This window comes from Desulfobulbus sp., from assembly GCF_030824455.1.
Taxonomy (GTDB): Bacteria; Desulfobacterota; Desulfobulbia; order Desulfobulbales; family Desulfobulbaceae; genus Desulfobulbus.
This window is the reverse complement of record NZ_JAVBXR010000034.1, coordinates 34,093-49,475: the sequence shown is the minus strand read 5'-3', so window position 1 is coordinate 49,475 and position 15,383 is coordinate 34,093. Positions and strand designations below refer to the sequence as shown.

Genomic DNA, 15,383 nt, shown 5'->3' with positions numbered 1-15,383 from the left:
CAGTACCGCAGCCTGTTGGGCTATCTGCCCGAATCGGCGCTGCTGCACTACAACGTCGGGCTGGTCTGTTACGCGCTGCGCGAATTTGACCAGGCCCTGCTGGCCTTTTCCCAGGCCGCGACCTACGGGCCCGAGGATGCCGACACCCTGTTCAATCTCGCCCTCTGCCAGAAGAAAACCGGGGACCATTTGGCGGCCATCGCCACCTATCTGCAGATCCTGGCAGCTTGCCCGGATCATGTCGACAGCCTCTACAATCTGGGCGGCTGCTACAGCGCCGTCCACGACGAGGGCCGGGCCATGGACTGCTACCACCGGGTCCTGGCCGTGCAACCGGGGTATCACCCGGCGGCCAACAACCTGGCCTATCTCTACCACCGCGCAGGCGAAATTGACCAGGCGATTCACTATTACAGCCAGGTGCTGGAACTGCGGCCCGAAGACGAGTCGGTTCGCCACATGTTGGCCTCGTTGCTCGGCGTCACCCCGGAGCACGCCCCGGACGCCTATGTGCGTGATTTCTTTGACGCCTATGCCGAGGGCTTTGAACACAGCCTGGTGGAAGAGTTGGGCTACGACAACCCGCGCCGGCTGTGCGAATGTTTGTGCAAAAGCAAGGCCCAGCCGGCGGTCTACGCCCACGGTCTTGATCTCGGCTGCGGCACCGGTCTCAGCGGCCTTTCCTTCAAGGCGCTGATCACGGTGCTGGACGGCGTTGATCTGTCCCGCCAGATGCTGGCCCAGGCCGCGCAAAAGGGCTGTTACGCCGTCCTGCACCCGGACAGCATCCTTCATTACCTGGACGCCACCGCCGAGACCTACGATTTTTTCCTGGCCACCGACGTTTTTATCTATGTCGGCGAATTACTCGACGTCTTTAACTCCGCCCACGCCGTGGCCCGGCCGCAGGCGCTGTTCTGCTTTTCCACCGAACACCTGGACGCCGGCGGCTACCAACTGATGCAGACCGGCAGATTCGCCTATTCCCACGCCTATATTCGCAGCATCGCGGCCGCAACCGGCTGGATTGTGCTCGCGCTGGAACCAACCCGATTGCGCAAAGAGCGCGAGACTTGGATCGCCGGCGACCTCTGGGTGTTCCAGCTTGATCCGGCTGTCGCCTGAGCGTCCCCGCAAGACCTTGTATTCCATTTCTATTTCAAAAGTGAAACGCGTCTGTTTGTCATCGACAAGCACAGCGAGGAGAAATCTTGCAACGGACCGAGATCTCTCCCTTTGGTCGAGATGACACACCTTCGTCGACGAGGTTTTGCTTTGTGCATCATGCTTCGCTTGATTTAGAAACGAAATTATCCCTCTCCGGACGCTCCAGCGTCCAGTGTATCCGGCGCAAAATCAATCCAGTTAAGGCGCAATCAGACCGAAGCTCCATGCGGTCATTTCCATTCAGTGGAGATGCTGTCCATGAGTTGGCCGTAGGTTGTCCGTTCCAGTTCCATGGTCACCGACCCGATGCGGAGGCGGAATGTGGTCGTCTTGCTGATGGTTTTGAGTGCGGCGACTTTTTGGGTGACTTGCTCGAATTGCTCTTTTTTCCGCAACCGGTCTTTCAGCTGCAAAACCGCAAGGAGGGTAGGGGGAATGGCCAGCACGACTGCGATGGCCCCCAGCACAGTGCCCGGATCGATCTTCTGGTCACTCAATGGGGGTGAATAGGGTTGCCGAGCGTCGAGAACCATGGGCTTCTCGCCGTAAATCGTCGCAAAGAAAGCGACCAGTTCCTTGGCTGCCGCATCGGATTCCGGTCCGGCAATTTCGATAAACACAGTATTATCCACAGACTGTTCCTCTCCTTACGGCGATTGATTGCATTGCTGCGGGGCAGAAAACTGGGCAAGTCTTGCTTGCGTCCTCTTCGCTAATTCCAGCTGCCCCAGCCGATTGAACCCTTCCAGTGAGCGCTGCAGGATCGGTATCCCGTCCTCAGCATGCCCAGCCCGGCAGAGCAACGTGCCGAGATCAAGGCCAACAAAACAAATCCCATCCAGTCGGCCGAGTTTCGTCAGCAAATCATAAGCTTCTTGAAGATGCTGGTAGGCCTCCTGATACTGTTCACGTTGCACTTCTATCTGCGCAATGCTCCATAGTGCATTGGCAATTCCATCAACATCGCCCAATTCGATATTGACCTGGAGCCTTTCGTTGTGCAGCTCCAGCGCCTGCTCGAGCTCACCCCTGGAGGTAAGGATACGCGCAATGTAACCAAGCGTCACCGCGCGGGAAAGCCGTTCGCCGAGATCCTGGAAGACCTGGAGCATTTCGTAGTGCAGCTGGAGCGCCTGCTCGACCTCACCCTTGGAGTCAAGGATCCGCGCTATGTCGCCAAGCGTTATCGCGCGTTCTCGCCGGTCGCCGAGATCCTGGAAGACCGCGAGCCTTTCGTAGTGCAGCTGCAGCGCCTGCTCGACCTCACCCTTGGAGAGAAGTATCCGCGCTATGTCGCCCAGGGTCACCACGCGGGAACGCCGGTCGCCGAGTTTCTGGAAGACCTGGAGCATTTCGTAGTGCAGCTGCAGGGCCTGCTCGACCTCACCCTTGGAGAGAAGTATCCGCGCTATGTCGCTCAGGGTCACCGCGCGGGAACACCGGTCGCCGAGTTTCTGGAAGACCTGGAGCATTTCGTAGTACAGCTGCAGGGCCTGCTCGACCTCATCCTTGGAGACAAGTATCCGCGCTATGTGACCAAGCGTCACCGCGCGTTCTCGCCGGTCGCCGAGCTCCTGGAAGACCTGGAGCCTTTCGTTGTGCAGCTGCAGGGCCTGCTCAACCTCACCCTTGGAGAGAAGTATCCGCGCTATGTCGCCCAGGGCTATGCTCCGCTCGCGTCCTGCATTGCAGGTTTTGAAACGTCGTTCCGCCTCCTCGAAAACCTGAAGCGCCGCGTCAACCTCACCCTGCTGTTGGATAAGTCGGCCATGGGTGAGCAACACCGAAGCGTATACAAAATTCTCCTGGGAAGCGCTCTGTTCATCAACAACACCCGCAGCCGCAACCGCCTGGGCCAAACAGCCCACTGCCTGCTGCACCTCGCCCACTTGGTGGAGCATCTCGCCGGCACGATGATAGAAGCTAACCGGCACCTTCTTCTCCTGCCGCTCAAAAATATCAAGGCATTGTTTCGCCCACTCCGCAGCCTGGAGATACTGAAAATCTTCCTCAAGAAAACCTAGGCCGTCACTCGCGACCTGAGTCAGGATTTCGCCATGTTCTGCCAACAGCGCCAGCCGGGTAAGCTCGCCATCGGCCAGGAGCGGTCGTTGGCTGCCGTCTTCGCCGCCCCAGGCAGTGAAGAGCGGCATAACAACCGCTTGCGCGTAATGCCGCTGCTCTTCATCGGTGAGCACGGCAAAATGTGGCCGAACCAGAGGGTTGCAGGCAAGCGCCGCCTCTCCGGTCAGCGGATCGCGCTGCCGTTCCCACAGCCCCAGGCCGTAGAGACGATGCCCAAACGGTTGCTTGCCGGCGTAGCCGTAGACCTCGGCAATCCGGCGGAGAACGGATTCAGGCGCCGGCAGTTGGAACAGCGTCGATGCGCGCAGCAGGTCCCGTTCGCCCGGGTCGAGTTGACCAAGAAGTTTGTTGATGACCAGGTTTTCAAGAAACGTGAGCAGTTCGGCCTGTTGGGGGTATTGGCCGGTTTGAATGAATTGCTCCATTTCTGCGAGCAAGTCGTCAAGCCGCGCAAGCGGTTGCGCGCCTGCGCTCCGCTCCTGGGCCGCCTTGATCAGCATCTGGAACAGCAAATCCTGGAGACCGGGATTGCCTTGAGCCGCCCGGATAATCCGGTCAACCCGTTCCGGCTCGTTCAAGGTCAGGCCAAGCGCCCGAGCCTTGGCCTCCGCCTGTTTGCGGCCCTCCGGGCGCTGCATAATCGGCAACGGCAGATCCAGGAGGCGTTGGGCCAGATCCTCGTCGCCGGATGGCAAGGCGAAGGCGTACCGACTGGTGAACAACAGGGCGGATTGGCTGTCTGCCTGACTGAAGGCCCGGATCACCGCCAGGATTGCCTGCTCAAAATCAGGATGCACGGTGTAGGGCGGCGGTTGGTCGGTTCGCAGGGCCTGTTCGAAATCGTCGATGACCAGCAGCACCGGATGCAGGGCAATGGAGTTTTGGTTGGTCTGTTGGCGGCAGGGGCCTTCCAGCAGCTCGGTCAGGGCCTCTGTCAACCGGTCCGGCTGATCACGGACAAGCGGTTCATGGCGGCGAACGATCTCTTTGACCGGTTGGTTGGGCAAGGCCTCGGCAATTGCCGCAAGGATGCTTGGCGCATCATAGCGGCCAAACACGACTGCGGTCCGGTGACCAAAGAGATGGTGCAGACGGTTGGCCGCCCGCGCCGCCAGACTGGATTTGCCCTGACGGCCAAGGCCGTGGATCAGCACGCCGGCGGAGTTTTTCTCCCGCAATGTGCGCAGAATCGTTTGCAACTGACGGCGGCGGCCGACAAACTCCCAGCGGCTGGCGACCGGAACCTGCCGTTTGGCGTCCAGAAAGGCCTTGCTCTCCCGTTCCGGATGCGGGTTGCGCGCCCTTGTTCCGCAGCAGACGGGCCCGCCGTCCGAGGCGCCGAGATAGAGACGCGCCAAATGCCAATCCTTGGAGGGTTGCTGGTCGCGCTGCGCCGCGTCGGTGATGAGCGCATGGCGGGCGTAGGCCAGGGCGCTGACCAGCGGCGTGTTTGGCCGGGCGAGATGTTTGTAGAACGCGGCCGCAAAGCGGGTGGCCTCCTTGTCCCCTACTGAACCGCTCCAACCGAGCACAGCCGGCCAGCCGCGCTGGACCAGGGACGAGGCAAAAGAGTGCGCCAGGGCGTCATCCGGTTGGCCGGTCTTGCAGGCCGAGGCGAACAACAACCGCGGACGGGTGGAACCAAATTCCTGGGCAAATCGCGCAGGGGAGACCGGCTCCTGTGCACCTTCCTCGGTCTCCAGAAACAGCATCGGAATCGCGGCGCTGTTGGGATCGGGTTGCGCCAGGTTGCCGTGACAGGAAATGTGCACCACCTGCAGATCGTCCTGGCTGGACACCGTTTCAGCCAGTTGCTTCAACGAACCGCTTTCTTCAACAATCAGGTCCAGGCCCAGGTTGCCGGCGGCCTGAAAAATCGCCTGTTCCTCTTCCTCGTAGCGGAGAGAGGGGGCAAGGGTGGGGTGAGGCGCGATTGGGTCGGCGGCCATGAACGCCAGGGACAAACGATGGGGCGAGCAGGTGGAAGGATTGGATGCGGGGCCAATGCGGCGGACCGGGCAGTAGAGCAGGGTGGCGTTGCCGGCCCAATGCCCGTCTGCGTCGGCAAGCAGTTCCCAGGGAACTTCCAGAAACCGGAGCGCTTCTTTATCAGGATTCCTATCGACTCGAAATTCGAGCACAAAAGGCGGGGACGACGCGTTATCTTGAAGGTCGCTCAACCAATTGCCCTGATCAAGCCATTGACGCATTGCCCGCCCAAGTTCCAGCAGCCGGGCGGGGTTGTTGTCTGTTACTTGAAGCCGTTGATACGCGCCAATCCAGCCGGCGAACAGATCCCTGTCTTCCTGGGTCAAAGAACGCTCTTGAAGCGGTTGCCCGTTGCTCTGACATTGCAGGAAATCCTGCCCGCCTGCCCGATGAATGCCGACATACGAACAACCCATTGCCGCCCCTCAGTTTCAGTGATGTGACCGCAGCCTCCATGACCTGGAAGCCGCGGTCGAGACCTGCGAATTTTTCCTGGCCACCGATGCTTTTATCTCTGTTGGCGATCTCTGGGAGTTCCAGCTTGATCCGGCAGTCGCCTGATCTTCTCCCCAAATGCCTTCAGGGCAGGGGATGGGCGTAGGGACCGTTGCCCTGAAGGCAGGACGCCTTCACCTTTTCAGCCAACGGGCTGCCCCACAGCGAGGTGTAGTCTGGGTCGAAATAGATCAATTCCACGGTTTCACGGATCAACTCGACACTGACGGCCGCGCGGCGGTCGTTCTGATAGGACGTCAGTTCCTCTTCGGCGACCAGCGGCGAGGCTCCCTCTTCGCGCGCCTCAGCCGCTGCCGTGAACATCTCGGCAACCAGCCCGCACAGCCCCTCTTTGGGGTTGGCCTGCACCGGCACCTGCGCAGGCGCCGAAGCCGGGGTTGCCGTCTGGTTGCAACGGCTCCACACGACCTCGGGTTCGGCCGCCGCAGGATCGCCGGGGCTCATGCACATCCCCAGGGACTGCAGGCGCTGTACGCTCTCCCGCATCTGCCGGCAGGCGTCGTCGGCCGTCGGCCCTGCGCCGCTCCAGCACAACCGGGTCAGGGCCTGGTCGCGGTCGATCAGGTTTTGAATGTCCGGGGTGATCGGCGCAGGCGCCGATCCTTGCTCGTAGGTTGTGGGGTAGGATGGCGCTGCGGGCAAAGCCGGCAAGGTCGACAAAGCCGGCGCTGAGAAGGCTGATGGCGCTGCGGGCTGCGGGGTTTCCGGCAACGAGGCCCGGTCCAGGGCGGTCTCCAGATCATCGCTGGGCGGGGTCGGTCGGGTTTCAGGCTGCACTGGCTGTGGCTGTATAAGCGGCTTGGCCGCTTGAGCCGTTGGAGTCGGTTTAGGCGATTTGATTGGTTTGAGCGGTTTTTTTGGTTTCAAGAACAGAAAACCGGTTTGGGCGCGACGGTTGTACGACAGCAGGATGCTGGTGGTTTTCCCTACCCAGCTGTACATTTCATCGCCTTTTTGATCGATTTTAACGCTTTCGCCGAACTTGGCAGTAGCCTCGGTCTTCATTGCGGCGAAATTTGAAGCTCCGGAAAATAGCAGGATCACGCCCTGCAGCCGTTCCTGGGCAAACGAGCAGTGGATGCCGGAAAGCGTGGCCTTGCCGTAACGCAACGCCTCGTTTTGCAACGCATAAAGCGAGGAGCCGTCCGCCTCGTTTTCCTGGGTGAGGACAAGCGTCTTGGTGCGCTGCAGATCCGCCAAATTGCTGCCCCAGCGCATGCCTTTGAAGCCGTCGACGTCGGTCGCTTTGGTCGGCGTCGCCTTTGTTGGCGGCGACTGCGTTGCGGTGGCCTTGGTGGTTGTCGGCTTTGCTGTCGCTGATTGCGCGGTTGGCGGCATGGCGGCGGCAAGGCAGAGAGCGGCGGCCAAAGCGAGGCTAGTTCGAAATACAGACTGTGCGTTCATGGCGTTGGGTTAATGATCCGCTGAGCGGCGCCTGCTGTTTTGCGGGGTGACCACCTGGGCAATGCGTTCGACGGCGGCCTTGGAAAGCTCGGGATGTTCTTGCCGCAGCCACGTCAGGACGTCCGCCTTTTTCATCTCGGCCGCAGTCTCCTCCTGGCTGAAAAGAGCCGCCCAACACTGGTTGGCGGCGTGCAATTCCGGGGCAAAGCAGGGATGCTCGACGCTGTTGCCGGGCGCGGCCGATTTGCAGCAGGGCGTCCGTTGTTCAGGCTCTTTGAAATCGGCCGGGGGCGGCCCGATCTTGTGTTTGCGCTCGAACCGGATCACATCGTCCAGCCGGGCGTAGAGACTGGTCGGCTGGAGGCCGAGCATGCTGGTTTCGCCCCATTCCTCGCCCACTGAGTTGCTGACCGCAACCTCTTTGTCCTTGGCGTTGAGACAGGGAAATTCGGCGCCAATTAGCAGCCGGTCGCATCGCCCCTGCAGTTGGCTCAAAATCTCCGCTTGCGGTTTGAGCTCGATCAGTTCGTGGAATTGCGGGGCCTGTGCCTTCTTTTTTTTGGCCCCGTCAACCTTGCCCGCCTTGCGCACCAACACCTTGGTGAAATCGATCCACAACTCGAGCTTGCCGGCCAGGGCGATTTCCAGAATTTGATCCGCGTCCATGCGCCACCGTGCGCACAGATCGCCTAAAAAGAGCGGTTGTTTGTCCTGCGTCGTCATATTCTCTTCCTCTTGCAGTCAGTCGGAGCCAATCGGGGAAATGCGACCGCGCACAGGTGAGCGGCGCAACCGATGGAAAATAGCAAGATTGGGGCGGGAAGGGCAATCAAAATCGGCTTGCGCGTTGATTGAGGCGCAGGACGTCCTGCGTTCACGATCAAAAAACCGCCGGCGGCGCCTGATTCCGCCGGCGGGGATGGGCAGGTTACGCGGCGGCGAGCCGGGTTTGCCGGTATGCCGCCAGATCCTCAACCGAAAGCAGCGGCATCTGGTGTTTGTCGGCAAAGGCCGCCACCTGCGGCAGGCGGGCCATGGTGCCGTCCGGGTTGGTCAATTCGCAGAGCACGCCGGCCGGTTGCAGGCCGGCAAGCCGCATCAGGTCGACCGTGCCCTCGGTGTGACCGCGTCGGGTCAGCACTCCGCCCGGTTGGGCCCGCAGCGGGAAAACATGGCCGGGATGGGACAGATCCGAGGGGCGCGCGGCCGGGGCGATGGCGGCGCGAACCGTGGTCACCCGATCCTGGGCGGACACGCCGGTGGTCACGCCATGCCGTGCCTCAATGGTGACCGTGAAGGCGGTGCCGTTTTTGCTGGTGTTGTTGGCGACCATCATCGGCAGTTCAAGGCGTCGGATCTGTTCGTCGGTGAGGCAGAGGCAGACAATGCCGCTGCATTCGCGGATGAGCAGGGCCATCTGTTCGACGGTTAGGGATTCGGCGGCGAAGATGAGGTCGCCTTCGTTTTCCCGGTTTTCGTCGTCGACGAGCAGGACGCCGCGCCCCTCGGCCAGGGCGGCCAGGGCGTTTTTCACGCGTTGTTGGGGGGTGCCGAAGCGGGATAAGAGTGAAAGGTCTGGGGTCTGATTCATGGTAGCCTCCTGGAAGATCAGTGACCAGAATCAGGGCGTGCGGGAACGAACCGGCCCGATGCCGGTTCCCGGGTTTCGGACGGAGATTGCCTGTGCGCCGCAAACGTCAAGCGCAGCCGCAGCGTCCGGCGTGCAAGACGCAGGCGCACCGCTGCCGTCGCCGCGAGCGACACGGCATTCCACCGTCAACCCTATTCTCTCCCATCCGGACTGTCACCGTCGGCTCCGGCCTCTCACCGGATCTGCTTGACCCTGCCAAACAACGGCAGGCGCTCGCGGGCTCGTCCAGCAAGTGGACATACCGCCGGTAGGGAATTTCACCCTGCCCTGAGAATAGCCGACACCATACCGCAATCAGAAGTCGGCGCCAAGTCTTTCGCCGATCAGGCCGGCTGCCGCGCCCCGGATTTCGTTGCGTCCTTGCAGGGGACGAAGTTTTCCGCAGAGGGGGAAGAAGTGTTTGACAGGCAAGCGCTTCAACAGTAATTACAGCTCAGCCTTTTGCGGTTTTTCTTCGTGGACGCAGAGAGGCGACGGCACCCCAGCGCCAACACTGTTCCGGACCACTGTCCCGTCACGGGAGGGCGAAGGTTGGGATCTGCCGCCCCTGTTGTTGTTCCTCTTTTTTGTCGAATCAATCCGCCGCAATCCCATACGCCGCCGCTGCACTGCGACGGCCGATAGATCAGGAGCTGAGAACCATGAAGCGCATCACCCTCTGCATGCTTGCCGTACTTCTGCTGTCCCCGTTTGCCTGGGCGGCCCGGACCCCTTTAAACGTCATCTCCCAGGACCCTTATGTGTCTGCGTTGGTGATCGAAGCCGACAGCGGCAAGACCCTGTTTGAGGCCAACGCCGACGCCAAGGTGTATCCGGCCAGCGTGCTCAAACTGATGGATCTTTATGTGATCCTCGACCGCATCGAGCAGGGCGCGCTCAAGCTGGACGACATGGTTCAGGTGACGCCCGAGGCCTCGAAAACCGGCGGCTCCCAGGTCTATCTCGATCCCAAGGAGCAGTTTCCGGTCGAGGATCTGATCTACGCCCTGATGGTGCAGTCCGCCAACGACGCGGCCGTGGCCCTAGCCACCCACATCGGCGGCTCCAAGGAGGGCTTTATCGCCCTGATGAACCAGAAGGCCCAGGCCCTGGGGATGAAAAATTCTCGTTTTAACTCGGTGCACGGTCTGCCGCCCTCGGACGGCCAGGAACCCGACGTGACCACTGCCCGCGATCTGGCGATTCTCTGCCGCGAGCTGGCCAAACGGCCGGAGGCCCTGAAATACACGGGCACCCAGAGCAAGGGATTTCGTGAAGACAAGTTCATCATGCGCAACCACAACAAGCTGCTGACCCAGGTGGCGGGGTGCGATGGTTTCAAGACCGGGTACTATGAGGCGGCCGGTTTCTCCATCGCCGCCACCGCCAAGAAGGGCGGGGTGCGGATCATCACCCTGGTCATGGGCAGCAAGGATCGCAAGGTGCGCGACGCCAAGGCCATGGAGCTGCTGGCCAAAGGCTTTGCCATCGTGCCGCCCAAACCTGAATTGGCCGGCGCCGCCGCTAAACCGGCAACGCCTGCGACGACTGCAGGCGCAGCCAACGCCACCTTTGACACCTCCGCCCCAGCATCCGCTGAAGGTTCTGCCCCGCAGGACGGCGCCGCGCCGGCGGCCAAGTCGGAAAAAAGCGGTTGGGGCACGTTTTTTATTGGCCTGGGCGTGGGTTTCCTCGTCTTCCTGGGCTTTTTTGTGGTTGCCGGGTTCCTGATGAAACGCCGTTCCGGCGGGGTCCGTTCGAAATATAAAAACCGCGACTGAAGGCTGTCGCGCCATTCGCGCATAAAGCGACTAAATGCGGCTCCAAAGCCCCTATCGATTCCGTTTGGAAACGACAGGGGCTTTTTTTTTGTGCGCCGATCTGTGTTGCCGTCGCCTTTTGCTGTTTTTGCCGTTTTTGCCGCTTCTTTTTGCTTACCCTAATATAAACGGTGGCAAGAGCGGCAAGCAGTCTTATCCTTTTGGTCAGGAACGATTCTCATATAGCTGAGGTCTCAAGAAGGAGGACCACCCATGTTTTGGCGACATTTTCCCAGATTTTTTTATTATGTGGCGGTCGGCATGATTTTCGTTGTCGATCCGCATAGCGGCGGTGCAACCCAGGAAGGGCAAAAGGCTGGGGAGCAACAGCGCGCTCTGTTTGCCGGCGGCTGCTTTTGGTGCGTGGCCCCGCCCTTTACCCGGATTGACGGCGTGCTGTCGGTGCAGTCCGGCTATGCCGGCGGTTCAACGGCAAATCCCACCTATGAGAACTATATGGCGGGCGGCCACATCGAAGTGGTGGAGGTGGTCTACGATCCGGGTCGGGTCGCCTATCCGCACCTGCTCGACGTCTTCTGGCGGCAGATTGACCCCACCGATGAGGGCGGCCAGTTTGTTGATCGCGGTCGCGCCTACACCACGGCCATTTTCTATGCCAATGAGGAACAGCGCGTCCAGGCCGAGGCGTCGAAAATGGCAATTGCGGCAAGCAACGTATTCCAGAAGCCGATAGTCACCCCGATCCTGCCGGCGCCAAAATTCTATCCGGCTGAGGAGTATCACCAGGAATACGACAAGAAAAACCCCTTCCGCTACAAGATGTATCGGGCGGGTTCCGGCCGTGATCAGTTTCTGGAAAACACCTGGAAAAACATCGAGAGTCCGACAGCCGCCAAACCGCAGGAGCTCAAGCAGCGCCTGACGCCCCTGCAGTATGAGGTAACCCAGAAAAACGGCACCGAACCGCCGTTCAAAAACGCCTATTGGGACAACAAGGCAGAGGGGATTTATGTGGATGTGGTCAGCGGCGAACCCTTGTTCAGTTCGACCGACAAATTTGACTCCGGCACCGGCTGGCCAAGCTTCACCCAGCCCGTGAACAAGACCGCTCTTGTTGAAAAAGACGATTCAACCCTGTTCACGACCCGCACCGAGGTGCGCAGCAAGGGCGGCAACTCCCACCTTGGTCATGTTTTTGACGACGGACCGGCCCCCACGGGGCAACGCTTCTGCATCAACTCCGCAGCCCTGCGTTTTGTGCCCAAGGAAAAACTAGCAGAAGAAGAGCTTGGGCAGTATCTGCCTCTGTTTGACAAGAAATAGGGCGCAGCAACTTGCATTGTGCATCAGGAATGTGGCCGTTGCAGGGAACGGGTTGAGATCGCCGTAAAAAAGAAACGGCGCAGAGGGACTGGACCCTATGCGCCGTTTACACCGACTGTATGGAACAAATGCTCTCGAATTGACCTAACGCCTCACCACCACATCACCGTCATTCCGCCGCCATACGGCGCCGCCACGGTGCCAGCCAACCAGCCTCAACTCACCTCTTGCGCCGCTGCAGATTATATTTCTTCATCTTGTACTGCAGCAAACTCTTGGTGATGCCCAACTGTTCCGCCGCCCGAGCCTGGACATGGAAGGCGTCGTCCAGGGCCTTGCGCACCAGTTTTTCCTCAATGCCGTTCAACACCTCGGCCAGACTCAGATGTTCCGGGATGAACTGGTTGATTTCCAGCCCGGTGCTCCATTCCTGGGCGCTGGCCAACTGACTGGAATCGGGCTGCACGTCGCCGGCCTCGATCTTGTCGCCGTTGCAGAGGATGGCGGCGCGCTCGATGGTGTTTTCCAGTTCGCGCACATTGCCTTCCCAGGGCAGGCTGACCAGCAGACGCAGGGCCTCGGGCGAGATGTCGAGATTTTTGCCGAGGTTGCGGCTGTTCTTCTCGATAAAATGGGTGACCAGGGCCGGGATGTCGTCAACCCGCTCGCGCAGGGGGGCGAGGTGGATGTGGATGACGTTGAGCCGGTAATAGAGGTCTTCGCGGAATTGTCCTCTGTCGACCTCGTCCTTGAGATCTTTGTTGGTGGCCGCCAGGATGCGGACGTCGACATGCTGGGTGACGTTGCCGCCGACCCGCTCAAAGCTTTTGTCCTGCAGCACCCGCAGCAGTTTGGCCTGCAACTGGGGCGGCATCTCGCCGATTTCGTCCAGGAAGAGGGTGCCGGTGTCGGCCAACTCAAATCGCCCTTTGCGCATAACCACCGCATCGGTGAAGGACCCCTTTTCATGGCCAAAGAGTTCGCTCTCCAGCAGATGCTCGGACAGGGCGGCGCAGTTGACGGAGATAAAGGGCGCATCCTTGCGCGGGCTCAGGTTGTGGATCGCGCGGGCGACCAGCTCCTTGCCGGTTCCCGATTCGCCGGTGATCAGCACCGAGGAGGGCGTAGGCGCCACCTTTTCGATCAACTGATACACCGCGCGCATCGACGGACTCTTGCCGATCATGCCGCCAAACCCGGAGCGCGGCGTGGCCTCGGCCCGCAACCGCCTGATTTCCCGAATCAAACCATAATGCTCGATGGCCTTGGTGGCGCTGGCCAACAACTGCTGGTTGGAAAAGGGCTTGGCCAGGTAGGTGAAGGCCCCGAGCCGCATGGCCTCGACCGCCTTTTCCACCTCGGCGTAGGCGGTGATCAGGATCACCGGCAGCTCCCGGTTGAATTCCTTGATTTTGGCAAGAAATTCAATGCCGTCCATCCCCGGCATCTTCATGTCGGAAAGCACCAGGTCCAGATCGGTGCTGTGGACAATCGGCAGGCCGGCGACGCCGCTGTCGGCGGTGAAGACTTCGTAGCCTTCGTCCTTGAGCAGTTCGGCCAGGACGATTTGATAGTTGGGTTCGTCGTCAACGATGAGAATAGTGTGCATGGCGGCTCGGAACAGAAAAGATTACGGTTGGCGCCCGTTGAGGCGGGCCAGGAGAGGTTCGAGCAGGGAACAGGGCGGACAGAAGCCATGGGCCCTGCCGGCAAGGCGATGGGTGGGGCGGGTCATGCCGTGAAAATCGCTGCCGCCGGTAACCAGGAGTTTGTGTTCAGCAACAATGGCTTTGAATTTTTTGGTCATTTTGCGGGTGTGGGTGGGGTAAAACAGTTCGAGCCCGTCCAGGCCCCGCAGCACCAGCTCCCGGATCAGCAAGGATTGGGCCCGCATTTCCTGATCCAGTTGACCGGGATGGGCCAAAACCGCCAGCCCGCCCATGCGGTGGATCATGTCGATGGTCTCGGCGGCGGAATAGCTGAAGCGTCCTTCCCAGGCGGGTTTGTTGCGGCCAAGATACTGGCGAAAGGCGGCGTCAAAGCTGTCGACCACTCGTTTCTCCATCAGCAACCGGGCGATGTGCGGCCTTCCGGTCTGGCCGCAGCTGGAAATCTGCTGGATTTCCTCGGCAGTGATGGCAACGCCCAAACCCTGCAATTTTTCCAGGATGATCTCGTTGCGCCGCACCCGGCCCTCCTGCAACGGCTTGAGCCATTGGTGCAGGAGCGGATTGGCGGGATCAATCCCGTAACCAAGGATGTGCAGGGTGTATTGGCGCAGGGTAGTGCTGATTTCGACCCCGGAGAGAACCGTCAGACCTGCTTGCTCGCCCAGGCGCATCAGTTCGGTCACCCCCTCGACCGTGTCGTGATCGGTCAGCGCCAAACCCTTGAGGCCATTGTGCGCGGCCAGCTCGATCAACTCCGCCGGCGTCGAACTGCCGTCGGAATAGATGGAATGGGTGTGGAGATCGATACACATGGCGTCAGCGTTTTTTGCGCGGCAAGAACGGCCCGCGTCGGGTGAAAAGGGTTGCAACAGGGTGTGCAGGCAGTGTACTCATGGCCTTGGCTTTGCGCAATAACCAAATGAAATCGCCTGGAAAAGCATGCTTGTCAAGGGTGAGAACCGTTCTTACCATTGAATGAAAACATTTTTGTGGAGAGAGCCCCATGCCAGGAAGACAACTGCGAATTGATGAGTTTCGGATTGAAGAGGAACCGTACTATCTGGCCACCGGCGACGAGTTGGCCATTGCCGAGGCCGCCTATCGCGATGGTTCGCCGTTGCTTTTAAAAGGTCCCACCGGCTGCGGCAAGACCCGGTTCATGCAGTATCTGGCCTGGCGGCTGCAGCGCCCGCTGGTGACTGTTTCCTGCCACGACGATCTTTCCACCTCTGATCTGGTGGGCCGCTACCTGATCCGCGCCGGCGAGGCGGTCTGGACCGACGGCCCCCTGACCATGGCGGTTCGGGCCGGGGCCATCTGCTATCTCGATGAAATTGTCGAGGCGCGCAAGGACACCACCGTGGTTATTCATCCTCTGGCCGACGACCGCCGGCAACTGCCCATCGAAAAACGGGGCGAACTGCTGACCGCACCCAGCGAATTCATGCTAGCCGTTTCCTACAACCCCGGCTATCAGAGCGTGCTCAAGGATTTGAAGGCCTCGACCCGGCAGCGGTTTATCGCGCTCTCCTTTGATTATCCGGGGCCGGACCAGGAAATGGCCATCGTCTGCCAGGAAGGGCGGCTGAAAATGGACATCGCCAAACCGCTGGTCAAGTTGGCCGGCATGACCCGCGGGCTCAAGGATTCCGGGCTGGCCGAGGGGGCTTCGACCCGGCTGCTGATCCAGACCGGCAAATTGATTGGACGCGGCATTCCGATCAAAACCGCCTGCCGCGCCGCCATCTGCGAGGCCCTCACCGACGACCGGGAGATGCTTGCCGCCCTCGACGAAATGGTCAGCTCGCTGTTCTGACG

General features: G+C 60.5%; 11 protein-coding genes and 1 riboswitch. Of the genes, 4 read left to right on the top strand and 7 right to left on the bottom strand.

Translation table 11 applies throughout. The annotated features are described in order from the left end of the window. Nucleotides 1-1,125: tetratricopeptide repeat protein (locus RCH93_RS06245; RefSeq protein ID WP_306547468.1), on the top strand; the 1,125-nt coding region annotated here is incomplete at its 5' end. A 272-nt stretch (nucleotides 1,126-1,397) separates the two neighbouring features. Here RCH93_RS06245 and RCH93_RS06240 read toward each other — a convergent pair. From RCH93_RS06240 to ribB, 5 genes are all read right to left on the bottom strand, one after another. After that, nucleotides 1,398-1,799 (bottom strand): hypothetical protein, encoded by a 402-nt coding sequence (locus RCH93_RS06240; protein ID WP_306547467.1) that lies wholly within the window; start codon nucleotides 1,797-1,799, stop codon nucleotides 1,398-1,400. 15 nt (nucleotides 1,800-1,814) lie between these two features. Continuing rightward, nucleotides 1,815-5,657, bottom strand: a complete 3,843-nt coding sequence (locus RCH93_RS06235; RefSeq protein WP_306547466.1) for a tetratricopeptide repeat protein — start codon at nucleotides 5,655-5,657, stop codon at nucleotides 1,815-1,817. 163 nt (nucleotides 5,658-5,820) lie between these two features. After that, nucleotides 5,821-7,161 carry a hypothetical protein gene (locus RCH93_RS06230; RefSeq protein ID WP_306547465.1) on the bottom strand — a complete coding sequence of 447 codons (1,341 nt, stop codon included), beginning with the start codon at nucleotides 7,159-7,161 and terminating at the stop codon, nucleotides 5,821-5,823. A 9-nt stretch (nucleotides 7,162-7,170) separates the two neighbouring features. After that, complete coding sequence (locus tag RCH93_RS06225; protein ID WP_306547464.1) at nucleotides 7,171-7,884, bottom strand: hypothetical protein; 714 nt, start codon at nucleotides 7,882-7,884, stop codon at nucleotides 7,171-7,173. A 205-nt stretch (nucleotides 7,885-8,089) separates the two neighbouring features. After that, complete coding sequence (gene ribB, locus RCH93_RS06220) at nucleotides 8,090-8,752, bottom strand: 3,4-dihydroxy-2-butanone-4-phosphate synthase (protein WP_306547463.1); 663 nt, start codon at nucleotides 8,750-8,752, stop codon at nucleotides 8,090-8,092. 189 nt (nucleotides 8,753-8,941) lie between these two features. Next, nucleotides 8,942-9,091: riboswitch (FMN riboswitch) on the bottom strand. Between the two features lie 362 nt (nucleotides 9,092-9,453). Here ribB and RCH93_RS06215 point away from each other — a divergent pair. Then, on the top strand, nucleotides 9,454-10,572 hold the full coding sequence (locus RCH93_RS06215) for a D-alanyl-D-alanine carboxypeptidase family protein (protein WP_306547462.1): 1,119 nt from the start codon (nucleotides 9,454-9,456) through the stop codon (nucleotides 10,570-10,572). Between the two features lie 252 nt (nucleotides 10,573-10,824). Continuing rightward, nucleotides 10,825-11,895 (top strand): peptide-methionine (R)-S-oxide reductase MsrB, encoded by a 1,071-nt coding sequence (msrB, locus tag RCH93_RS06210; RefSeq protein WP_306547461.1) that lies wholly within the window; start codon nucleotides 10,825-10,827, stop codon nucleotides 11,893-11,895. 220 nt (nucleotides 11,896-12,115) lie between these two features. On the opposite strand, the gene RCH93_RS06205 is transcribed toward msrB, so the two are convergent. Beyond that, nucleotides 12,116-13,504 (bottom strand): sigma-54 dependent transcriptional regulator, encoded by a 1,389-nt coding sequence (locus RCH93_RS06205; protein ID WP_306547460.1) that lies wholly within the window; start codon nucleotides 13,502-13,504, stop codon nucleotides 12,116-12,118. Nucleotides 13,505-13,525: 21 nt separating this feature from the next. Next, a complete protein-coding gene (locus RCH93_RS06200) occupies nucleotides 13,526-14,377 on the bottom strand; it encodes a PHP domain-containing protein (protein ID WP_306547459.1) in 852 nt (283 codons plus the stop codon). Nucleotides 14,378-14,568: 191 nt separating this feature from the next. Between RCH93_RS06200 and RCH93_RS06195 the strand changes: the two genes are divergently transcribed. Then, nucleotides 14,569-15,381, top strand: a complete 813-nt coding sequence (locus RCH93_RS06195) for a CbbQ/NirQ/NorQ/GpvN family protein (RefSeq protein ID WP_306547458.1) — start codon at nucleotides 14,569-14,571, stop codon at nucleotides 15,379-15,381. Nucleotides 15,382-15,383: the final 2 nt, after the last annotated feature.